Annotated in this window: 17 protein-coding genes; 1 reads left to right on the top strand and 16 read right to left on the bottom strand. The window is 51.9% G+C overall.

Annotated features, from left to right (window positions below):
- Positions 1-2 precede the first annotated feature (2 nt).
- The 4 genes from AC0KH7_RS11735 to AC0KH7_RS11720 all read right to left on the bottom strand — a co-directional run bounded on the left by AC0KH7_RS11735 (position 3) and on the right by AC0KH7_RS11720 (position 3,446).
- Complete coding sequence (locus tag AC0KH7_RS11735; RefSeq protein WP_472373625.1) at positions 3-794, bottom strand: beta-ketoacyl synthase chain length factor; 792 nt, start codon at positions 792-794, stop codon at positions 3-5.
- The gene (locus AC0KH7_RS11730; RefSeq protein WP_472373623.1) at positions 791-2,014 is read right to left on the bottom strand and encodes a beta-ketoacyl-[acyl-carrier-protein] synthase family protein; all 1,224 of its coding nucleotides are present in this window, start codon (positions 2,012-2,014) and stop codon (positions 791-793) included. Before AC0KH7_RS11730 ends, AC0KH7_RS11735 begins: the two co-directional genes overlap by 4 nt.
- A gap of 97 nt (positions 2,015-2,111) precedes the next feature.
- Positions 2,112-2,642, bottom strand: a complete 531-nt coding sequence (locus AC0KH7_RS11725; RefSeq protein ID WP_472373621.1) for a COG4648 family protein — start codon at positions 2,640-2,642, stop codon at positions 2,112-2,114.
- Entirely contained in the window at positions 2,643-3,446 is an 804-nt protein-coding gene (locus AC0KH7_RS11720) for a MipA/OmpV family protein (RefSeq protein ID WP_472373620.1), read from the bottom strand.
- 203 nt (positions 3,447-3,649) lie between these two features.
- On the opposite strand from AC0KH7_RS11720, the gene AC0KH7_RS11715 reads away from it, so the two are divergent.
- Complete coding sequence (locus AC0KH7_RS11715; protein WP_472373618.1) at positions 3,650-5,524, top strand: DUF389 domain-containing protein; 1,875 nt, start codon at positions 3,650-3,652, stop codon at positions 5,522-5,524.
- A gap of 54 nt (positions 5,525-5,578) precedes the next feature.
- Here the strand turns inward: AC0KH7_RS11715 and AC0KH7_RS11710 are convergent, their stop codons facing one another.
- The 12 genes from AC0KH7_RS11710 to recF form a co-directional block, all read right to left on the bottom strand.
- The gene (locus AC0KH7_RS11710) at positions 5,579-6,520 is read right to left on the bottom strand and encodes a phosphoribulokinase (protein WP_472373617.1); all 942 of its coding nucleotides are present in this window, start codon (positions 6,518-6,520) and stop codon (positions 5,579-5,581) included.
- 157 nt (positions 6,521-6,677) lie between these two features.
- A complete protein-coding gene (gene gyrB, locus AC0KH7_RS11705; RefSeq protein ID WP_472373616.1) occupies positions 6,678-9,122 on the bottom strand; it encodes a DNA topoisomerase (ATP-hydrolyzing) subunit B in 2,445 nt (814 codons plus the stop codon).
- A gap of 301 nt (positions 9,123-9,423) precedes the next feature.
- On the bottom strand, positions 9,424-10,443 hold the full coding sequence (locus AC0KH7_RS11700) for a ChaN family lipoprotein (protein ID WP_472373615.1): 1,020 nt from the start codon (positions 10,441-10,443) through the stop codon (positions 9,424-9,426).
- Between the two features lie 7 nt (positions 10,444-10,450).
- Complete coding sequence (locus AC0KH7_RS11695) at positions 10,451-11,017, bottom strand: lipid-binding SYLF domain-containing protein (RefSeq protein ID WP_127119028.1); 567 nt, start codon at positions 11,015-11,017, stop codon at positions 10,451-10,453.
- Positions 11,018-11,209: 192 nt separating this feature from the next.
- Positions 11,210-11,530, bottom strand: coding sequence for a DUF3240 family protein (locus AC0KH7_RS11690; RefSeq protein ID WP_472373614.1), 321 nt, complete (start codon positions 11,528-11,530; stop codon positions 11,210-11,212).
- Positions 11,527-14,610, bottom strand: a complete 3,084-nt coding sequence (locus AC0KH7_RS11685) for an efflux RND transporter permease subunit (protein WP_472373613.1) — start codon at positions 14,608-14,610, stop codon at positions 11,527-11,529. The genes AC0KH7_RS11690 and AC0KH7_RS11685 overlap by 4 nt, the downstream gene beginning before the upstream one ends.
- Positions 14,611-15,753 (bottom strand): efflux RND transporter periplasmic adaptor subunit, encoded by a 1,143-nt coding sequence (locus AC0KH7_RS11680; protein WP_472373611.1) that lies wholly within the window; start codon positions 15,751-15,753, stop codon positions 14,611-14,613. It lies immediately after the preceding gene.
- Positions 15,750-16,943, bottom strand: a complete 1,194-nt coding sequence (locus AC0KH7_RS11675) for a TolC family protein (protein WP_472373609.1) — start codon at positions 16,941-16,943, stop codon at positions 15,750-15,752. The genes AC0KH7_RS11680 and AC0KH7_RS11675 overlap by 4 nt, the downstream gene beginning before the upstream one ends.
- Before the next feature lie 163 nt (positions 16,944-17,106).
- Positions 17,107-17,985: an HDOD domain-containing protein gene (locus AC0KH7_RS11670; RefSeq protein ID WP_472373607.1), complete on the bottom strand. Its 879-nt coding sequence runs from the start codon at positions 17,983-17,985 to the stop codon at positions 17,107-17,109.
- Between the two features lie 87 nt (positions 17,986-18,072).
- Positions 18,073-19,392, bottom strand: a complete 1,320-nt coding sequence (locus AC0KH7_RS11665) for a sensor histidine kinase (RefSeq protein WP_472373605.1) — start codon at positions 19,390-19,392, stop codon at positions 18,073-18,075.
- Complete coding sequence (locus tag AC0KH7_RS11660) at positions 19,389-20,063, bottom strand: response regulator transcription factor (protein ID WP_472373603.1); 675 nt, start codon at positions 20,061-20,063, stop codon at positions 19,389-19,391. The genes AC0KH7_RS11665 and AC0KH7_RS11660 overlap by 4 nt, the downstream gene beginning before the upstream one ends.
- Before the next feature lie 139 nt (positions 20,064-20,202).
- Positions 20,203-21,297, bottom strand: a complete 1,095-nt coding sequence (gene recF / locus AC0KH7_RS11655) for a DNA replication/repair protein RecF (protein ID WP_472373601.1) — start codon at positions 21,295-21,297, stop codon at positions 20,203-20,205.
- Positions 21,298-21,351 lie beyond the last annotated feature (54 nt).

Raw genomic sequence — 21,351 nt, 5'->3', positions numbered from 1 at the left:
TCTTATCCATTTTCATTTAAAGGCGTCAGAGCGAGGTTGGCCGTCAGTTTTGATGAGATGGGAAAGGCAAATTCTCCACTCTGATATTGCGCCAGACTTTGTAATAGCGGTAGGGCTTGTGCCGCGATATTGTCGCCGAACCAGGCCGATTTTGGTGCTTGAACTTCGCCGGGAGCTAACGAGAGTGTTAATTCCGCTAAAGATTGTTGGCTGGGTTGATATGTTAGTACCAAACCAAAGGCAAAAGGTTGCATTTCCGGTTGGTAGTTTTCGATAATCGGGTCAATCGGTAAATCGTACACAACCAGCAGTACTTTCGGATGGGTGTCCGACAATTGCGATAGCGCTTCAATAAAGCTGTTGGCGATTTGGTATTCCCCGGCGGAAATGGCGGAGGCCGCCTGTTGGTTACGCTGACCGATCATCCAGTAACCGGCGGGGGCATTGTGCACCGAATTGTGAAAATGAATCGGCGAAATCATCGGTTCGTCCTGCAAAATTGCGCTGGTCATTTTCGCGGAAATTTCGGTGTCGCCGTCCACACAGGCAAATAAAGTTGGCATGGCGGCGATGGCTTCCGGTGTATAGCCGGTAACGGTCTCTTCCGCGGTGCGTAACGCCAGTTTAATGGTGGGCGTGGTGCGGCGCCGTTCATTGGCGGGCAGAAATTGCGGGCTGTATTTTGATAGCGGTTCAGATTGATACGGCGCGCCACCGGTCAGAATGGTTTGAGAGGCTTCCCAGCCTTCCAAGCCGGGCGCTTGCAAGCCGATGTGTTCGATATACGCTTTCATGCCGGCCCTCCAGGTTTGTCGGTTTTGGTTTGGCTGAAAATGAGGCAGGCATTGTTGCCGCCGAAACCGAAGGAGTTGCTCATGCAATGACGTAATTCGGCCGACTGTGTTTGTAACACCGGCGTCAGCGATAAGGCGGTGTCGGGCTGCTCGCAGTTCAAATTCGCCCAGGCCTGCTGGGATTCAAGTGCCAGTTGGCAGAAAATCGCTTCGGTAATGCCCGCCGCACCGAGTGTATGACCGGTGAATCCTTTGGTGGAGCTGAGCAGAGGGGGCTTTTCACCAAATAACGTGTTGACGGCTTTGGATTCCGCCAGATCGTTACTGGGTGTGCCGGTGCCGTGCAGATTGAGATAATCAATGTCTGCGGGCGTGAGTCCGGCCATGTTCAGCGCTTGTGACATGGCGTCGTGGGCGCCCTGGCCGCCGGGATGTGGCGTGGAAATGTGGTAAGCGTCGCTGGTTTCGCCAAAGCCGGTCAGTTGAATGCGGTTTTCGCCAGGCCTGGTGGTTTCCGAGGCTTTTTCCAATAACATAAAACCGCCGGCTTCGCCGATATTGATGCCGTCACGGCGCGCGTCCAATGGTCGCACGATGTCGTGGCTCACCAAGCCCAACGCATTGAAGCCGTGAATGGTGGTCAGACATAAGGTGTCGACGCCACCGACCAGCACCGCATCGACCAAATCGTTATCCAGCCAGCGCGATGCGGTGGCGAACACTTTGGCACTGGAAGAACAGGCGGTGGAAATAATCAGGCGAGGCCCTTGCAATGACAGGGCGTCGGCGCAGAAATCCGCCAGGGAATTCATGCGATGCGTGGTTTCGTAATGATAATCATCGGAAAATTGCCCATTTTGTTCGCGATAGGCCAGCACCTGTTCAGTTTCTAAAATACCTGAAGTACTGGTTCCAAGCGCCAAACCGACGCGATGTGCGCCGAAACGGTTAATTGCATCCGCAACTTGATCGGCAAACCCGTCGGTGATTAACGCCTGCCAGGCCAGGCGATTATTGCGGCAGTCGTAGTTACTTAAATGTGCCGGTAAGGCCGGTAAGTCGGTCACTTCGCCGTAGTAGGTCGCCAGTTTGGTTTCAAGAGTTCGGGTGTTGAGCTTCAAACCGGTGGTCTCGTTTTCGAGGGCTTGGCGGTGGGCCTTCAAGCCAACGCCCATGCCGGAGACAAGGGTTGAAGCGGAAATTTGGATTGGATAACGCATAGAGCTTTTTTCAAAAAACGAATTGCCAAAAGTATAAAGCATTAAGGATTTTTTGTGGCGTTTTTAACGGCTCGCCCATGCATCATCCATGTATTATTCAGGGCTTATTAACGCCTCTCTGCGCCTGTTTTGTTGGCCTGAATTGCCAGATGTCCTTGAGGGAAACCTGTGAGGTTTTGCCGATGAATTGCAACAGGGTCTCCGGCGGTTTTTCCGGGAACACCCAGCGGCGCAGATAGAGTTCGCCAACGAATAAGGCGGTGGAACCCAGAAAAAAGCCCACTTCGATGTAATCGGTGAGGTCGTGGCCCAACAGTATCCAGCGTCCGTCGAATACTCCGCTCCAGAGTTTAGTGAGCAAAATCAGGCTTAATAGAATGACCCAAGCCCAAGTGACTCCGCGGGTATAGTGCAAGTCGCGCGGTGTTAAATCGGCCTGCATTAAGATGGCGTACCGGGTGATCAGCGGTGTTTGGCCGGGTAATAAGCTTTGTACAAACAGACTGTAAATGAAGAGGAACAGTAAAATCGAGATGGTTTGCACCGTGCATAATAACCAGCCGTCGGCAAATAATAAAATGCCCAAAATAGTTGTGAGTACCAGGGCGGGAAAGAACAGCTTTTTCATTTATTCGAGACCCTGAACCGTTTCGTCGGATTGATAGAAGTTCCAGGTAATTGCAAAGCCAAAGGTTTCGGAACGGGTGGTTTCCATTAAAGGGCTGTTTTCGTAAACACTGCCCGAGAGATCGCGGAGACGATAAAAACCGCCCAGCCAGAAGTCGCTGACGTGCCAGTTCAAACTGAAAACGTACGCCAGGCCGGCGAAGCCGCCAGTGGCTTTGTAGGCCGGTCTAACGGCGGTGGCTTCATTCGGGTCCACACCGTAAAAATAATTGTTGTTGCGGGCGGTGGCGAAATCGGCGCGGGCACCGAGGGTGACTTTCAAGCGTTCCCGCGCGCTGAAGCCTTGCCGAAAATAATAATAGAAACCGGGCGAGGAAAAAAAGCCTTCTTCGTGGATGGATTGAAAATCGGAAGCCACGACCCAGCGCACCGGCCATTCGAATTTGAATTCGCTGAGATCATTGCGATATAAACGAGCCTTGATGACGGGACCGATGCCGATGGAACCATCCAGGTCGTCCATGCCCTCGCGGGCTTTGTTGTCTTTGCTGGACACGGGAATGGTGCCGGAAATACTCAGGTCGAACTCCAGGTTGCGGTATTCGTACAGCGGTTTTTTGATTTCGCGCTGGTCGATGGTAAAGGCATCACTGCGGTAGGTGATGTACGGAAAAGGCACGATGAGGTTGTTTTGTTCTTTGGAACCGGGGTAATCCGGATAACTGACCAGGCCTGGCCCCAAGCCGATTTCCCATTTTGGCAGGGTTTGCTGTTGTGCCTGAACAGGCAACAGCAGAACGCTCATAAAGGCGCAGGCAAGGAGACGAAAGGAAAGCGATTTCAGCATGGGCTTATTATGCCCACAAATGATGCAATAAAAAAGGCCATCATTCGCTTGAGTGGATCTTAAACAGAATGTTCGCTGTGTTTAGGGCATTACATTGGTTGCATTTATTTCGGGGTCGATTAGAATCAAAAGCAGTGATCATCCGTGCAAAGGAAGCTTGAGTGAATCAATACGTCATTTTTTACGATGCCGAACGGGCCGAGTTGTTCGAGTCGGATATCAAGGCTTTGTTGCCGGAATCCTGTGAGTTTGTGGCTTATGACGGCCAACGGCTGGACGATTATCAACCCGATGGCGCGGTGTTGTTCTGGCTGAGTGACGAAGCGCTTTACCAGCTGTTACCTTTGGCATCGAAACAAGGCTGGACCATCGGGTTCATTCCGCATCCGGAAATGAACCGCATCCACCGCAGTTTTTCAATTCCGAAAGACCCAAAAGAGGCGGTGGAAGACATTTTATCCGTGGACAAACCGGTGTCGGCGGATTTGATGTATTGCAATCATCATTTGGTTTTGAATTCGGTGATGCTCGGCAATCCCGATATGATGAAACCAGCGGCGCTGGTGGACGAAAGCGTTTGGTGCAAGCTTAAAAACCTGCTGTTGCTGGTGTTCAGTCTGAAAAAAATGTGTTTGTTACCTTATAAGATGGTGACGGCCAAGGAAACGGTCGTTAATACGGCTGCTTTGGGGATTTCGGTGGTGTACCGCCCCAGTGCCAGCGAGTTCACCAAACGTGTGGTGGGGGAAACTGAGAAGGATGAAGCCACGCTGAATGCCGTCATTCTGGCACCCCGCAGTATGTCCGAAGTGTTGCATTTTTTGCTGACCAAAGTGTTGCCGAAGCGGGTGGTTTCGAAAGGCGTTCTTGCCGGTTACCTGGGGCATATTAAAACCGAAAGAATCAGTTTGTCAGGTGCCGGGCAACTGGAATTCAGCATTGATGGGCAATATTTCAATGCGGAGAAAGTGGATGTGGCGATTGAGCCGGACGCACTGAAAATTCTCAGTCATCAGTTACCGGAAAAAATCAGCCATAAAGAATTGAAAGAATCGGTGCGGGTGACTCGCTTGCCGAAAGGCGAGGCGGTAAAAGCTTTGGCAAATCGTCCTTTTCCATTGATCCACCACGCGGATCAGGAAGAAATCAAAGAAGTGTTTCTAACATTACGCGAAAACGCCCAGGCCTCGGAATCCTATAAAGTACTGATGGTGTTGGCCACCTTGCTGGCCACGGTGGGGCTGTTCGCCAATTCGGCACCGGTTATTATCGGTGCCATGATATTAGCGCCGCTGATGGCACCGATTATTTCGCTGGCCATGGGGGTGTTACGCCAGAATGTCGATTTGGTGACGGAAAGTGCCAAAACTTTGAGTGTCGGCATTTTGTTGGCGCTATTTTTCGGAACCTTACTGACATTGATTACCCCCTTGAACAGTGTGAATCATGAAATCAGTGCGCGTTTGAGTCCGACCTTATTGGATTTGGGGGTGGCGATTATTTCCGGCATTGCCGCCGCCTATGCCAATGCCCGTTCTGAAGTGGCGAAAAGTTTGGCCGGCGTCGCCATTGCTGTGGCATTGGTGCCGCCGCTGGCGGTGTCGTCCATCGGTATCGGCTGGTGGGATTGGTCGGTGTTCTGGGGCGCTTTCTTATTGTTTATGACCAACTTGGCCGGCATTGTTTTGGCGGCCGCCGCGACTTTTCTGGTGTTGGGGTTCAGCCCGTTTCAGCTGGCCAAAAAAGGCTTGTTGCTGTCGTTGGCCTTTGTGGCCATGGTGAGTATTCCGCTGGTGTTTGCGTTCAGCAGTTTGGTGCAGGAACAGCAGGTGGCCTCGGCCCTGAAAGATTTTCAGATGGAAGGCATTGTCTTGAAGGATGTGAAAATTCGCAGTGGTGAACCCATGTTAGTGTCGGCGAAATTGGTGTCGCACCATTCCTTGAAGGATACACAAATCGAAGCGGTGAAACAGGAAATTGAAACCCGATTAGGCACGGAGATTCAGTTGGAAGCCATTACGGCGGTGGTGAAATAGACATAAAAAAACCTGCACGAGGCAGGTTTTTTATTGGATGATGAAACGAACGTCTTAGCCGTTTTGTGCCGCCAAGGCTTTACGTTTTTTCTCAATCAAGTTGTGGATGATTGGGGACATCATCAGGTCCATGGCTTGTACCATATGTGAACCGTTGCACACCAAAGTGGTGTCGTTCTGTAGGAATGCGCCCGGAATTTTTTCCTTGATGGCTTCCAGATCGACATCTTGGTGGCGAACGTGACAGATAATCAAAGAATCTTCTGGAGCCGGCCCCATTGGTGCGTCGTCCGAGATGGTGGAGAACGGATCGGACGTATCGATCAACGGTACACGGTGGAAGTTGATGTGTGTACGGTGGAACTGTGGAACAATCGTTTCGATGTAGTCTGGCATACGTTCTAGAATGATGTTGCGCACTTGTTCTACGGAATATGGACGTTCCGAGGTATCACGGTAGATTTTCTGCATCCATTCGATGTTGATGGATGGTGCGACGCCAATCCCGAGATCCACATACTGTGCGACATTATGCATGCCTTCTTTTGGGCCATGGTCCATACGCTTGACCATGCCGTGCAGGCCTTCATAGAACAAGATGTCAGTGCCTTCCGGAATCGGCTCCCAAGGGGTGAATTCACCGGAAGAGAAGTCCGTTCCTAGACGAGCGTTATGCTCAGCGGCTTCCTCATCACTGTGGATGTAGTAGCGACGCTTACCGGTGGCACTTTCTTTGTATTCTTTGAAAAGCGCTTCCAATTCGCCGAATTCGTTGGCTTGTTCGGAAAAGTGCGTTAGAACCGGCCCACCATTTTCTTTGGATTCCGCTACTTTCGCTTTCATTTCGGCACGGTTGTATTTGTGGTAGCTGTCGCCTTCCACAATCGCCACATTCAATTTTTCACGCTCAAAGATTTTTTCCACAGCGCGTTTTACAAATGACGTTCCGGCTCCTGAAGAACCGGTCACTGTAACAATTGGATGCTCTACTGACATATGTGTCTCCTATTGTTTTATTTACACAGGCGTGTAAATGACCCCTTTTTTTGGGGCTTTCTAAAGTTTAAAAAATAAATTTCGGCTATTAAAAGCGATTTATACCGCTTTGTTAACAATGAAATTTTGACCGTTTTGTGACATTCACGGAATCGCGTTATACGTCGATATTTTCTGCCTGAAGGGCATTGGATTCGATGAACTCACGTCGGGGTTCCACTTCGTCCCCCATTAAGGTGGTAAATACCTGGTCAGCCTGGATCGCATCAGAAATTGTCACTTGCAAAAGGCGTCGAGCCTCGGCATTCATCGTGGTTTCCCATAGCTGTTCGGGGTTCATTTCACCCAAACCTTTGTAACGTTGAATGCTTTGGCCACGTTTTGCCTCAGCGAGTAGCCAGTCCATGGCATCTTTGAAGTGTGAAACCGCTTCTTGTTTTTCACCGCGTTGGATATAAGCCGAATCGCTCAGTAGCCCTTTTAGTTCAGTGGCAACGTTTGCAATTTGTTCATATTCCGCCGCAGCAAAGAAGTCTTCGTCATAGACTTGCGAACTCAGTGTGCCGTGCTCACGTTGTTGCAGTCTGATTTGAAATTTTGTTTCGCCCTGTAAAGCCGGTTCGACCTGTAGTTGGTATTCGACCTTTTGGTTCTCGCCAATCGCTCTTAAACGTGGCAGGGCTGCGGCCACCCACTTCTCGCAAGCGGCATGGTCGTCCAACAGGCTGACCTCGACTGCTTCCAGGTCCAGCATCAGCTCCAGGAACGTTTTGCTGAAACGTCTCGCTAAACGGTCAATGATGCGGTTGCTCTGCAAGAAGTTTTTGGCGAGGTTTTCAAGCGCCACGCCTTGGATGACCGGTGCGTCCTGGGCCGTGTACAGTGCCGCGTCGTTCAACGCGGACTGAAGCAGGTAGTTTTCCAGTTCGGCATCGTCTTTCAAATAGGCTTCTTGCTTGCCTTTTTTCACTTTGTAAAGTGGCGGTTGGGCAATGTAAATGTAACCACGTTCGACCAATTCCGGCATTTGACGATAGAAGAAGGTCAACAGCAAAGTACGAATGTGAGAGCCGTCCACGTCGGCATCCGTCATGATGATAATGCGATGGTAACGCAGTTTGTCCGGGTTGTATTCTTCGTGACCGATACCGCAACCGAGAGCGGTGATCAGGGTACCGACTTCGGCGGAGGCCAGCATCTTATCAAAGCGGGCTTTTTCGACGTTGAGGATTTTTCCTTTCAACGGCAAAATGGCTTGGGTGCGTCGATCGCGCCCTTGCTTGGCCGAGCCACCGGCGGAGTCACCCTCCACCAGGTACAATTCGGATTTGGCCGGATCTTTTTCCTGGCAATCGGCCAACTTGCCGGGTAGGCCGGCGATGTCCAAAGCGCCTTTACGACGAGTCATTTCACGGGCTTTACGCGCCGCTTCACGGGCACGGGCGGCATCGACGATTTTGGCGAAGACCGATTGGGCGTCTTTCGGGTTTTCCAACAGGAATTCCGCTAATTTTTCGTTCATAGCGGTTTCCACGGCGGACTTCACTTCGGAAGACACCAGTTTATCTTTGGTCTGTGACGAGAATTTCGGGTCCGGTACTTTGACGGAGATAACGGCCGCCAAACCTTCACGGGCGTCATCGCCGGAAACGCTCATTTTGTATTTTTTGGTTAGCCCTTCTTTTTCCGCGTATTGGTTCAATGTCCGCGTCAAAGCGGCACGGAAGCCGGACATATGTGTCCCGCCGTCGCGCTGAGGAATGTTGTTGGTAAAGCAGTAAATGGCTTCCTGATAGGCTTCGGACCATTGCATGGCCACTTCCACTGTAATGTCGTCTTTTACGGTGGAAAAGTAGAATACTTTCTCGTTGATCGGTGTTTTGTTGGTATTGATGTAATCCACAAACGCACGAATACCACCGTCGAATTCAAAGACTTCATGACGGTCATCGCGCTTGTCGATCAACTCGATGTGGACACCTGAGTTGAGGAATGAGAGTTCGCGCAGGCGCTTCAACAAATAGTCGAAACTGAATTCGGTTTTGTTGGTGAAGGTTTCTTTGCTCGGAAGAAAGCGAATTTCCGTACCGGTTTCTTCAGTCTCTTCAACCGCTTCAAGCGGTGCGTCCGGTACCCCGTGACGGTAGGTTTGTTTCCAGACATGGCCTTCACGCTTGATGGTCAAGTGTAACTCTTCGGACAGGGCGTTGACCACGGAGACCCCAACCCCGTGCAACCCACCGGAGACCTTGTAGGAGTTATCGTCGAATTTACCCCCGGCGTGCAGAACCGTCATAATGACTTCCGCTGCTGAAACGCCTTCTTCTTCGTGAAGGCCGACCGGAATACCGCGTCCGTTATCGGTAACGGAAACCGAACCGTCGGTATGGATGGTGACAATGACTTTGTCGCAGTGGCCGGCGAGGGCTTCATCGATCCCGTTATCGACCACCTCGAAAACCATATGGTGCAGACCGGTTCCATCGTCTGTGTCACCGATATACATCCCCGGGCGCTTACGAACTGCATCCAGTCCTTTCAGGACTTTAATCGAGGAAGAATCGTATTCTGGTTGAATCGGATTTTCAGCTTCTTGAGTCATAAATGAGTATCTTCACATTGTTGTTTTTATGGGGTTAAGGTGCAAAATTAGCCAAGCAATTTTACCACAAATCGCATTTTTTTGTAGCGCTTAAGGTTGGGCCGTTTTTATGGGGTTAAGTCACTGATTTTTTAAGGAATCAAAAAGTCGAAAAAATCCGGTTCGGACGGTGGATTTGGGGCAAATGGTCGGTGCAAATTTGTGAAACATTCGAGCTAAAAACAGACTAGGCCTGGGTGTTTTTCAAAGCTCTCTCCAAATTGGGTTTCATGTGAAACCTTAGGCGAAATGAGCACCTAGCCTAGCGGCAAGGTTTGGCATCGGCTTTGTCGAACATCTTTTTGAACGCGGCACGGCGTTTGGCGGCTTGCACATAATCCTGCGGTTGTGCCTGAATCAAATAAATGGCATTGCCTTTCGCTAAATCCGCTTGGTTAAAACTGGGTGTTTGCGGGTCATCCACCACGACCGGACTGATAACGGCGATTTTTAATGTGGGGTTCAAATGCTTCAATGCGGAGACCGTGCCGAGGAAGTTGTCGCTGTGAAAAGCGCCGTTTAAATGCACAATTTGGGCTTCAGGGTATCGCTTCAGTGCCTTGAAAATCGATTCGGCCATGGTGTTGTCACGCACCAACTGCGCTAGATACGCCGGATTGCTTTCCGGCGCGGCGGTCGGTTGATCGGATTGTCCATGCCGGGATTTCGCCATAAACTCAGCGAACTTATCGGCATAGGCCGGGTCGCTGTAAAACGTTTCCTGGGCCACTTGTTGGCGTTCATCCTGGGTCAGTTTGGGGAGATAGGCTTGGCCTTGTCGTCCCACGCAGCGCACCGTTTGAGCGGGTGCGTTGGCGGCGATGACCGGCAGAAAATGCTGTTTGGCGAACTCAATGATCGGCCGATAACTGCCAGCGTAATTTGACCAGGCCGGTGCGTCTTCAATCAAAGTCTTTTCACCGATCTCACCGTCCAGATAACGGTTTAGCACCACTTGCTGATCGCGGTTGAACTGTTCCAGTGAGACCACCTGATTCGGACGCTGCTGATAGAGCTTCGCCTGCAATTGCGCTTCCAGCAGATGCGAAGCCTGGTTGCCGTGGAGTTCGCCGATAAAGACCACATCCATGTCTTTCAAAGACGCCACCAAAGCCTGAAGCGAAATGGGCTGTCCGCTGGTGCTGTCGATGAGTTGATAGTCATACAGTGTCGTCAACGGCGGTACCGGTGCTTCCGGTTTGGGTGACGGTGTTGAGCAGGCGCTCAATAGCAGCGCGCTGGCTAAGATGAAAAGAGAAGCGTAGCTTGAGCGGTGGCCCATTCAAATCCTATTTCGGCGTAAAGGTAAATTTTTGTCCGGCCAGCGAGGCTTCATACATCAGGCCGCCTTTAGCGATGATGAAGGTCGCCATGCCGCGATAATAGTCAGCGGAGGTGCGGGCGTTGTTTTGCCCGCCGCTGACGGAGGCGCCGGTGCCTTTTGTGCCGGCTTCGGCCGAAGCCCCCGCTGTAATGGCGACAACGGTCGCTTGGGCACTGAATTCAAAGTTGCCACTGGTGAATTCGTCATAGGCGCGCTGATCTTCAAAAAAGATGATCTGGCTATAGGCTTGTCCGCCCAGTTGGAAGCCGACGGAGGCTTGTGCCATGCTGGTGGTGCCCATGTATTTATGGTGTTGGTATACACGTCCCTCGCCGTAGGCACCGCCCACGATAAAACCGCCTTTGCCGATGGTTGGGAAAACCGCATAACCATAGGCGCTCTTGAAGTAAGGCTGCGGTGCTTTGGCCTCACGGAACATATCGACGGTTTCGCGGTATTCATCCGCCCAGGCCTGGGCGGAAACGCCTAATGCGCTGAATATAAACACGAATGGAATCAGTAAGTGACGCATGATGGTATCCTTCAACGATGAATTTTTTGTTCAATTGTGAGGTATTATCCGAATCTCGACGAATAAACACAACTGGAAAGTCTGAAAACCTTATGAAGATGCCACCGCGGAAAGGCGAAAACAGAGAGCAGCATTGGGTGGAAAATGCCCCTAGCCAAAAAAATATAGAGGCCTGGGCATTTTTCAGAGAACTTAAATCAATCCCCGCGCATGGCATGGAATGACTTCATAGCGCAGTTTGACCTTGGGCACCGCTTCTTTCAAGTGCTGTAAAACACTCGGATAATCGGCCAAGGTGGTTTGGATGTCCAGCACCATTTTCAGCTGATAACCGGAGACCTTTTCGTGGGTACCCTGCAAGGTTTGCTGCTGGTGATAGGAATTCACTTCATACAGGTGAAACGGCACCGCCGGATTATAGGTCAGTAATTGATCCGTCAAATCATGGTGCCATTTGTGGTCGATGATCAATTGCAGGCGCACGGCGTCCTGTGCATGAGTCATGGTGTTCATTCCGTCACCTCCTTGGCCGGTTTTATATCAAGTGACCCCAAACCGAATCGGCGATAGATGATTGGCAGAATCATCAGGGTCAACAGAGTGGATGTCATCAAGCCGCCGATGACCACGATGGCCAAGGGGCGCTGAATTTCCGAGCCAGGGCCGGTCGCGAGTACCAGCGGCACCAATCCCAGCGCGGCGATGGAGGCGGTCATCAGAACCGGGCGCAGGCGTCGCAAGGCGCCTTCCACCACCGCCTCGGAGATGGCCAAACCGTTGGCAATCAATTGGTTGAAGTAACTGATCATCACCACGCCGTTCAAGACGGCGATGCCGAGCAGGGCGATGAATCCGACCGACGCCGGAACCGATAGGTATTCGCCGGTGAACCACAGCGCCAGGATGCCGCCGATCAGCGCGAATGGAATGTTGACCAGTACCATCAGCGCCTGCGTCATCGATTGGAAGGTACTGAACAAAATAATGAAAATCAGCACCAGTGCGATGGGCACCACCACGCCGAGTTTGGCGGCTGCGCGTTGTTGGTTCTCGAACTGACCGCCCCACTCGAAGTAATAGCCGGCCGGGACGTTCATGGCCGTCGCTTCCAATTTGGCGTCTTCCACGAAGCTCACCAAATCGCGGCCTGAGACATTAGCGATCACCGTCGCGTAGCGTTTACCTTGTTCACGGCTCACCGAAACCGGCCCGGAAATTTCCTCGGCGTCGACCAATTGATTCAAAAGCACGGTACGCCCGTCGGACAGGCTGATGGGTTGTTGCAGCATTTCGATTTTCGATTGCTTGGTCGATTCCGGGCCACGGATAATGAGCGGCGTCTGACGAATGCCTTCGTAAATGATGCCGACCGGCAGTCCCTCGACCTGAGTGCGGAGCAATTCTTCGACATCGGAGACGGTCAAGCCTAAACGTCCGGCCATCAAACGATTCACTTTCAGTTGCAGATAACGCGATCCTTCGTTACGCGGCGTGTAAACGTCCACCGCGCCCGGTAGGGTTTTGACGCGCTCCACTAAGGTATCGGCCAGTTGATTCAGAGTGCCCTGCGATTCGCCGAAAATCTTGATGGCGATGTCCCCCCGTGCGCCGGTCAGCATTTCGTCCACCCGCATTTGAATTGGCTGGGTAAAGGCGAAATTAATGCCCGGGAATTGCTGTTCCATCACCGTACGAATGGCGTCGATCAATTCTTCTTTGGTGTCCATGCGCCACTCGTCTTTCGGCTTCAGGACCATGAAGGTGTCGGTGTCGTTCAAGCTCATCGGATCCAAGCCCAGTTCATCTGAACCGACACGGGCGACGATACGGGTGATTTCCGGCACTTCGGCCATCAATTTTTTCTGGATGCGCAAATCCATCCGCACCGTTTCTTTTAAGCCGATGGACGGAATCTTTTCAATTTGCAGAATAATGTTGCCTTCGTCCATCTGCGGCATAAAGGTTTTCCCGACTTGGGTATAAACAAACCCGGCGAATGCCAGAGCGCCGACAGCCAGGCCGATGACCAGTTTATCGTGGGCCAGGCTCCACGTTAGAGCCGGGCGATAGACTTGTGTCAGTTTGCGAATCAACCAAGGCTCTTTATGGGAGGGTTTACCCAAAATAAACGAAGCGAGTGTTGGGATGACCGTTAAGGAAAGCAGCAAGGAACTGCCGAGCGCGAAGATAATCGTCAGGGCCACCGGCACGAACAGTTTGCCTTCCAGGCCTTCCAGTGTCAGTAATGGCAGGAAAACGGTCATGATGATTAGAATTCCGGACACCACCGGCACCATCACTTCCTGCAAGGCGCGGTAAATTAGATGCAGCTTCGGCAAGCCGGCGCGGTCTTTTTCCTGGGTGGTGACGATGTTTTCCACCACCACCACGGCGGCATCCACCAGCATCCCCACGGCAATGGCCAGCCCCCCCAATGACATCAGGTTCGCCGACAAACCGTACAGGTTCATTAAGATAAACGTCATCAATGCCGATAGCGGTAAAATCAGCGCCACCGTGATGGCCGCGCGCAAGTTGCCGAGGAATAACAGCAGAACCAATACGACAAGGACGACCGCTTCCACTAAGGCTTTGGAAACGGTGTAAATGGCGCGGTCTACCAAAGCACTCCGGCTGTAGAATGGATTGATACTGATGCCATGGGGCAAGGCCGACTTCAGTTCTTCAAGGCGTTCTGTCACGCCTCGAATGACTTCTTTGGCATTGGCACCGCGCAGGGCGATGACCAAACCTTGAACCGCTTCGCTTTCGCCATTGGTGGTGACGGCACCGTTGCGATACAAGGAATCGATTTTAACATCGGCAAGGTCTTTGACCGTGACCGACACATCGTTTTGGTGCGAAACGACGATGTTTTCGATGTCTTCCACCGACGTCAGGTTGCCTTCGGTGCGCACCAACAAAACTTCTTCTCCTTGATTCAGGCGACCGGCACCATCGTTCTGGTTGTTTTGGCGTACGGCATCGGCCAATTCGGAAAGCGTGATTTCATAGGCTTGCAGTTTTTCAAAATTGGGTTGTACGCTGAACACCTTGACGAAACCACCCAGTGCATTGACATCCGCCACGCCAGGTACAGAACGCAGGGCGGGGCGAATAACCCAGTCCAACAGGCCGCGTTTTTCCTGGTTGTTGAGGGTGTCGCCGTCGATGGTGAACATAAAGACGTCACTCAATGGGGTCGACAAGGGCGATATCCCGCCCGATACACCGGAGGGCAAATCCACATTGCCGAGTCGTTCTGCCACTTGTTGACGGGCCCAGTAAACATCGGTGCCTTCTTCGAAGTCCAATGTGATGTCGGCAATGGCGTATTTGGCCAGCGAGCGCAGACTGGTTTGGTTTGGAATGCCGAGCAATTCCATTTCCAGCGGTGCAATGATGCGTTGCTCCACTTCATTCGGGGTCATGCCGGGCGCTTTCAGAATGATTTTTACCTGCACCGGCGAAACATCCGGGAAGGCGTCAATCGGCGTTTTTTGGAACGCCATCCAGCCGCCGGAGACGATGCCGAAAATCAGCAACACCACCAGCATACGTTGGGTGAGAAAAAATTGGGCGATGCGATTCATTTATTCGCCTCCTTCGGCCGTTTCCAGAAGCCCTTTGACGGCCGCGGTGCTTTCAACCAATATTTCGGTATTGGTGGGTAACGGCTCGGCCGTGGTGAAATACAGCAGGTTGCCGGTGATGTTTTTCACCTCAATTGGCTGTACCTGAATGCGGGTGCCTTGGCGTAGGTAAACCACATCTTGGTTGTCGTAACGGCTGATGGCCCCGCGCGGAATGACGTACAGCGGCGTATTCGGCTCGGCCTCAAACAGAAAGCTCAACGTCACTAACTGACCGGGGCGCAATTGATGTTCGTTATTGGCGAACTCGATGTGGACATTCATGGTTTGTGTCATCGGGTCGCTGAAATTGGGAATGTATTCGATTTCGCCAATCAAATCCGGAGAGGCCAAGCGCGCTTTTTGTTTGAACGAAAGCAGTCTGGCGGCTTGAATCGGCACACGCGATTCGACCACAATCGGTTCAATCTGGCCGATGGAGATAATCGGTTGATTGGTGGTCAGGCGTTGGCCGACCCGAATTTGCAAATCGAACAATTCCCCGTCAACCGGTGCGGTGATTTGCACGACAGCGGGTTGCAGTTTATGGCCTTTTTCCAAGGCGTCGATGGCGCTTGGGGCCATGCCAAGTAACGCCAAATCTTGACGTTGCTGGCGTTGAATCTGGCGGAATTTTTTCAGGTTGGCTTCTGCCTGTTGGTATTTTTTGGCCGAAACCACCCCCGTCTTCATTAATTTTTGGGCCCGGTTTAGTTCCGATTGAGCGGCCTGCAGGTCCGAGAGAGTGTTGAGATAGTTCTTCTGGGCGTTCAGCAACTCCGGGCTTTGCAGTTCGGCAATGACGTCTCCGGTCGTAATCGGGCCGTGAATATGAATGATTTTGGTCACCAGGCCGGATAGAGGGGCGGTCACCAGAAATGTTTGATTGGGCGGAATAATGGCTTCACCCGGATAGCTCACGCCCGGGTAGGTGTTTATCTGTTGGAGCGGTGCGGTTTGAATGCCCAAGGAAGCTTGTTTTTCGGCGCTGACGTCCAGCGATGTGGCTGAAGCGGGTTGCCAGAAAAGAACGGCGCCCAGTGAAACGGCTCCGAGGGTCAAGGTACGAAAAGCGGATGTCAAAGACAGGATAGATGGCTTCATTTCAGGCGAACTCCCAAGGCTTGATTCAGGTTAGCGATGGCTTCCAGGCGATTCAGCCGGGCCAGTTTAAAATTCAGTTTGTCGTCAAAATACTGTTGTTTCATTTGTAAAAGGTTTTGGATGGACGTTTCCCCTTCCTGGTAAGCCATTTGCGCCAAACGCATGGCTTCTTCCGCCAACGTATTTTGTTCGGCGGCCAATTGTTCACTTTTTTGCGCGGCTTGCAGTTTTTGGCGCGCCTGGAACTGGGTCATTTTCAACTGCTGCTTCATGCGAGCCAGCGCCATTTGGCTTTGTGAAAGCTGCTGACGTTGTTCAGCGATGCGTGTCGGAGCCATGGGGTTGCTGCCGATCGGGATTCGAATTTCGGCGATGAGGATGCTGTTATCGGATGTTTGGTCGTCGCGCTCGTTTTTCGCCGCCAAATACAGATTCGGGTTGCTGTGGCGGCTGGCCTCGGCCAGGTCCAAGCGTGCTTTTTCGGTTTTTTGACGAGCGTTTAGCCATTGCACATCCGGGTGATTTTCCAAGGCCGGTGCCGACGCAACTAAGGTTTCGGCCAAGGGCGATGGCAGTTCGGTTTGTTGCGTCCAATATTGGTAATGTTGCAGGGCGACATCATAGTCCGCTTGCAGTTGCGTCAGGCGTTTTTCAACATCATAAAGCGATTTTTGCGCCAGCAGTAGGTCGAACTTCGGGCTTTCGCCGGCGTCGACTTTTTGTTTGACAAAACTCACCAGGGCTTGGGTTTGTCGCAGGTTTTTATGGCCGAATTTAAGGCGCATGGCCGCTTTTTTGGCTTGCCATACCACTTGGCGTAATTGTTTGGAAGCCATTAATGCCAGTTGGGTTTGGCCGGTTTGGGTTTGTTGTTGGTAACCGTCGCCGATGGCGGACTGGTGACTGGATTGGCCCGGCCACCAAATCGGGAAGGTGGCGCCACCCTCCCAGGATCGGAAGCCTTTATCGCCGGTTAAACCGTCGTTTTCGTGTTTGAGGTTCAGTTCAACTTCACCGGGAATCCAGCTGTCCGCGGCCTGACGGTTGGCTTTCGACAACGCCTGATAGTCGTTTAATTGCTGTGTTTCCGGTAATTTGGCCATGACATTGGGCAGCAATTCGCCATACGTCACCGCCCAGCCAAGAGAGGAGTAGGCACTCAGCCCCACCAGTAACCAAAACGCTTTCATAATTCACCCTATGGTTGATTGAAGGTGGCTATCTTAGAAAAGGAAACTGAATTGAAGCTGAAAAAACGAAAAAAGTTAAAAAAAAGCCAAAGGCCCGGTTAAGAAGAGCTCAATCACGATAATCGCCAGGCCTGGTGATTTTGTCGATTCAATCAGAGGTTACTTAATGACTGGAAAAATGCAGGTGATCGTCGTCGCCCCATTTTTTCAAAGCGGCTTCGGCGGCATCGATGGCGTTGTCCGGTAACTCCAGAAAGGTGCGGGCGTGTTCGAAACTCTGTTGCAGTTCCTCGGTCATGTAATGGTCGGAAAAAGTTTTGAATACCAGGTAGTTGGCGACCTGAATGATGGCGACCATTTTGGCGACTTTCGGTGCATAGGCTTGCACGCTTTCCAGTTCATTCTGGTGGTGAAGCAGCAAGGATTTACTCAGCAAATCGCTGAGATGCCAACGCCGGGCAATCACACTGCCGACAAAGGTATGCGCCGTCTGATAATGGTCGAACTCCGCTTGATAACCGGTGAACGGTTGGTTGAGCTGGGCGTTCAGGTAGGTTTGGGTATAATGATCGAAATCGTGCCGCATGATGAAGATGGCACCGATGTCTTGCATAAAGGCAATCAAATAGGCTTCAGTGCGCTCAATCTCATTTACCCAATAGGACAGTTCGGCGGCAGCCAGGCCGGAACGCATGCTGTGGAGAATGATTTTGCGGTCTTGGTCGCAGGTGGGCAGTTGTTTTTTGAGGTAGGCGCTGAGAAACAGGTGTTGGATTTCCTGTAAGCCCAATAGATTCACCGCCGCCAGAGGTTCCAGAATGAGGTCTTCCTGGGGCCGTTTCAGTACTTTATTGGTGAGACTGAGAAAATCGCCGAGCAGTTCCGGGTGTTTGGAAATTAAATGAGCAATGTCGTTGGCATTAGGCTGTTCGGCTTCCATCAGCGCTTCGAGCTGATAAATTTCCGGCGGAACTGTTTCCACTTTAATTTGTTGGATGAGTTGGGTGGCCTGATCCATCCCGAGCTTCATTTCGATTTTCATGTCGCTTCTCCTCAACGCCTGAAATCATCATAGCCGAAGACGATTGTTTGACAAAGCAAAATTGGCGTCCACTTCTTAGAAGCGACTTTAAAAGCGCAGGGTGACTTTTAAGCCGCCGTGTTTGGACGTGTCGAATTGCATGGTTATTCCGTACGCATCGGCGACCTGTTTGACGATGGATAAACCGATGCCGTGCCCATCGACCGATTCGTCCAGCCGGTGCCCGCGGGTTTGGATGGCTTCGAGCTGGTCTGATGGCACTCCGGGGCCGTCGTCTTCGATGATAATGGTCGGTTGTGCCAGAGTTTGAATCTCGATATAAACGTGCCGTCGCCCGAATTTGGCGGCGTTGTCGAGCAGATTGCCTAATAACTCGAATCCATCTTCCTTCTCCATGGGCAGTAACGCGCCAGGCCGGTTGGTTTCGGTGAGGTTAAAGTGCATATGAGGGTAAAGCTGTTGTAAAGAATCGACCAGGTCTGGCAGATGTTCGGTCAGGGAAAAGGGTTGAACCGAGAGCGTGCCTGAGGCGAGGCGGGCTTTTTGCAGTTCGCTTTCGATCCGGGCGTGGATTTTTTGGGCCTGATCTTTTAAGGTGGCTTTCAATTCGGTGTGCTCTGCCAGCGCCGGGTCTTCCAACAATTGGTAGATAAGGTTCAGCGGTGTTTTTAAGCTGTGCGCCAGATTGGCGTTGGATTGGCGGGATTTTTGCAGTTGCGCGCTGGCGCTGAGAATGGCCTGATTCAGGCTACTAATCAGGTCGCTGACTTCCGATGGGTAATCGGCCGGATCCAATTGCGTGGCTTCGCCTTTCTGTAGATTGGCCAGGGCGACTTGAATCGGTTCCAGACGTTTAAAACCTTTGCGCAGCAAGTGCCGTTGGCTCAAATACAACAAAGTAAGTGTCATCAAAGCAAACAGGCCTACCATAATATCGAAGACTTTTAAGGTGCGCTGGATGGGGCTGTGGTCTTCGGCGACGTAGAGGGTCATCGGTTGACCTTGGTAATGGCCGACAAAGCGCCGGACCAGAATGGTGGTTTCCGCCGGTCCTTTGGTCTCATAATGGCTGATAAGGTGTGAACTTTTTTTGAGATACAACGGATAATCGCTTAAAGAACGTGACTTCACAAACCGGTCGCCGAATTGAATGACGAAATAATGACCGGAATCTGGCTGGGCGTAAATTGGGTTGATGGCATCGTAATCGACTTGCGGTAGTTGTTTGCCCTGACCGGTGCGATTGAGGTGTTTTTCAATCGACAAGGTATCATGTTCCAGGCGCGTCAGGATGTAGTCTTCGGTCAAGTGGTGAATGGTGAACACCGACAACCACCAGAAAATCAGGAAAATCAGCAGGATGCTGGCGGCCAGCGACAGGTTGAGTTGTTTTTCGATGGATTTCACGTCGCGTCTCCCTGGCCGACGAAACGGTAGCCTTGGCCGCGTAGGGTTTCAATGGCTTCTTTGCCGAGGTATTGGCGCAGTTTGCGGATGTAGACTTCGATGACATTGCTTTCGCGTTCGTGGGTGTGGTCGCCGAGGCGTTGCATTAGCTGGTCTTTGGAAAACACCCGGTAAGGTTGATTGAAAAAAGTTTTCAGCAAAGCAAACTCCGTTTTGGTCAGGGCGAAAGTACCCTGCTCGCTTTTTAGTTCACGCCGGTTTAAGTCCAATTCAAAGCCGTTGACCTTGAGCTTATCGTCGCGTGTTTGCGCCGGGCGTTTCAGTAGCACTTCGATGCGTGCCAGCAATTCTTCGAAATGGAAAGGTTTGCCGAGATAATCGTCGGCCCCTTTTTTCAAGCCTTCCACGCGTTCTTGCCAGGTATTGCGAGCGGTCAGAATCAATACCGGCGTCGGGTTTTGAGCTTGGCGCAGTCCTTCGAGAACCGCTAAACCGGGTTTTTTGGGTAACCCGAGGTCGAGAATGATGAGATCGTAATTGTATTCATTCAGTAAGTAGGTCGCTTCGTCTCCATCCAGAGCCGCATCCACAATGTAACCGGCCTGGGTTAGATTGGTTTTGAGGCGGTCAACCAAAAGGGCTTCGTCTTCAACAAGCAGTAGTTTGTCCATAGTGTCGGTTACGATCTTCTCAGAGAATGTTGGCGTCGCGCCATTAACAAGTGTTTACTATTCTAAAGCTTTTTAGCCGGAGATGGCGAATGATGTATGGGGCATTATTGAGGGATGAAAAGCGCCAGGCCTGGTGCGTTTAGGTATTTGGCCGGTCAAGGAGCCGACCGTTTTCAATCTGCCATCGGCGAGCGTTTTCCGGGTTTAGAATCGGAATCAGGTCGTCGGCGGTGCTGGTCAGAATGTGCTGGATATGCAATAAATCCAGCAGCTTCAACAGGGTTTCACGGTGCTTGGCGTCGAGCTCGGCTGGCAGGTCGTCAATGAGCATAATGACCGGTTTGCCGCTGTGCTTTTCATAGAGACTGGCTTGGGCCAACAACAGAGCGCAGACAAACAGTTTTTGTTGGCCGCGGGATAAAGTCATCATGGCATCCTGGCCATCAAAGCGGAATTTGATGTCGGCGCGATGGCTGCCGTATTGGGTGTGGCCCTGCATGGCGTCTTTCGGATAGTGTTCGTCCAGCAATTGGGCATAGCTGTCGGCACTTTTCGGCCAGCCGGGTTGATAATGGCAGGCCGGTTGGGCACGGACTTCCGGCATCAGCGCCTGACAGAATTCCACCAGATAAGGCGTCAGGTCGGAGATGTAGGCGGCGCGGATTCGGTCGATTCGCTCGGCGGTGTCAATCAGTTGTTGATCCCACAGACGCGCCTGGTTGGCGGGCAGTTTCCGCTTCAGGGCATGGTTGCGCTGTTTCAAGGTGCGCCGATAGGTGCGCCAAAGGTGGATGAAATCAGCGTCATGGTGAAAGCAGCCCCAATCCATGAATTGGCGTCGGGCTTTCGGGCCCTCTTCCAAAAGGCGGTGGCTTTCGGGGGTGAGCAATTGCACGGGCAGTTTGGCGGCCATTTCCGCTTGGTTGCGCAGTGTTTCGCCATCCACTTTCAAGGTCACTTTGTCGAGGGAACGGGACAGACCGATTTTATGGGGGTGTTCGCCGTCGGAAACTTCGCAAAACAGCACGGTTTCCGTTTGGTCACGTTGGATGAGGTGTTCGGGTTTGGCGGTGCGGAAAGAGCGCCCCGAGGCCAACACCCAGATGGCTTCGATTAAGGCGGTTTTTCCGGCGGCGTTGTCGCCGACAATCACATTTAAGCCGTCACCGAACGACAGGCAGGCCTGGTCGATATTGCGGAAATGGCGAAGTTGTAATTGCTGAATTTTCGACACGATTCACACTCGTGAAAAAGGGAATTGGGAACGGACAGGACGGGAAAATAGCCC

Source organism: Hydrogenovibrio sp. (genome assembly GCF_965140365.1).
Taxonomy (GTDB): domain Bacteria; phylum Pseudomonadota; class Gammaproteobacteria; order Thiomicrospirales; family Thiomicrospiraceae; genus Hydrogenovibrio.
This window is presented reverse-complemented; position numbering and strand designations above follow the sequence as displayed.

What these genes read in the sequence shown, in the direction of transcription:
- AC0KH7_RS11735 (WP_472373625.1), bottom strand. Translation starts at nt 794, where the DNA reads ATGAAAGCGTATATCGAACACATCGGCTTGCAAGCGCCCGGCTTGGAA.
- AC0KH7_RS11730 (WP_472373623.1), bottom strand. Translation starts at nt 2,014, where the DNA reads ATGCGTTATCCAATCCAAATTTCCGCTTCAACCCTTGTCTCCGGCATG.
- AC0KH7_RS11725 (WP_472373621.1), bottom strand. Translation starts at nt 2,642, where the DNA reads ATGAAAAAGCTGTTCTTTCCCGCCCTGGTACTCACAACTATTTTGGGC.
- AC0KH7_RS11720 (WP_472373620.1), bottom strand. Translation starts at nt 3,446, where the DNA reads ATGAGCGTTCTGCTGTTGCCTGTTCAGGCACAACAGCAAACCCTGCCA.
- AC0KH7_RS11710 (WP_472373617.1), bottom strand. Translation starts at nt 6,520, where the DNA reads ATGTCAGTAGAGCATCCAATTGTTACAGTGACCGGTTCTTCAGGAGCC.
- gyrB (WP_472373616.1), bottom strand. Translation starts at nt 9,122, where the DNA reads ATGACTCAAGAAGCTGAAAATCCGATTCAACCAGAATACGATTCTTCC.
- AC0KH7_RS11700 (WP_472373615.1), bottom strand. Translation starts at nt 10,443, where the DNA reads ATGGGCCACCGCTCAAGCTACGCTTCTCTTTTCATCTTAGCCAGCGCG.
- AC0KH7_RS11695 (WP_127119028.1), bottom strand. Translation starts at nt 11,017, where the DNA reads ATGCGTCACTTACTGATTCCATTCGTGTTTATATTCAGCGCATTAGGC.
- AC0KH7_RS11690 (WP_472373614.1), bottom strand. Translation starts at nt 11,530, where the DNA reads ATGAACACCATGACTCATGCACAGGACGCCGTGCGCCTGCAATTGATC.
- AC0KH7_RS11685 (WP_472373613.1), bottom strand. Translation starts at nt 14,610, where the DNA reads ATGAATCGCATCGCCCAATTTTTTCTCACCCAACGTATGCTGGTGGTG.
- AC0KH7_RS11680 (WP_472373611.1), bottom strand. Translation starts at nt 15,753, where the DNA reads ATGAAGCCATCTATCCTGTCTTTGACATCCGCTTTTCGTACCTTGACC.
- AC0KH7_RS11675 (WP_472373609.1), bottom strand. Translation starts at nt 16,943, where the DNA reads ATGAAAGCGTTTTGGTTACTGGTGGGGCTGAGTGCCTACTCCTCTCTT.
- AC0KH7_RS11670 (WP_472373607.1), bottom strand. Translation starts at nt 17,985, where the DNA reads ATGAAAATCGAAATGAAGCTCGGGATGGATCAGGCCACCCAACTCATC.
- AC0KH7_RS11660 (WP_472373603.1), bottom strand. Translation starts at nt 20,063, where the DNA reads ATGGACAAACTACTGCTTGTTGAAGACGAAGCCCTTTTGGTTGACCGC.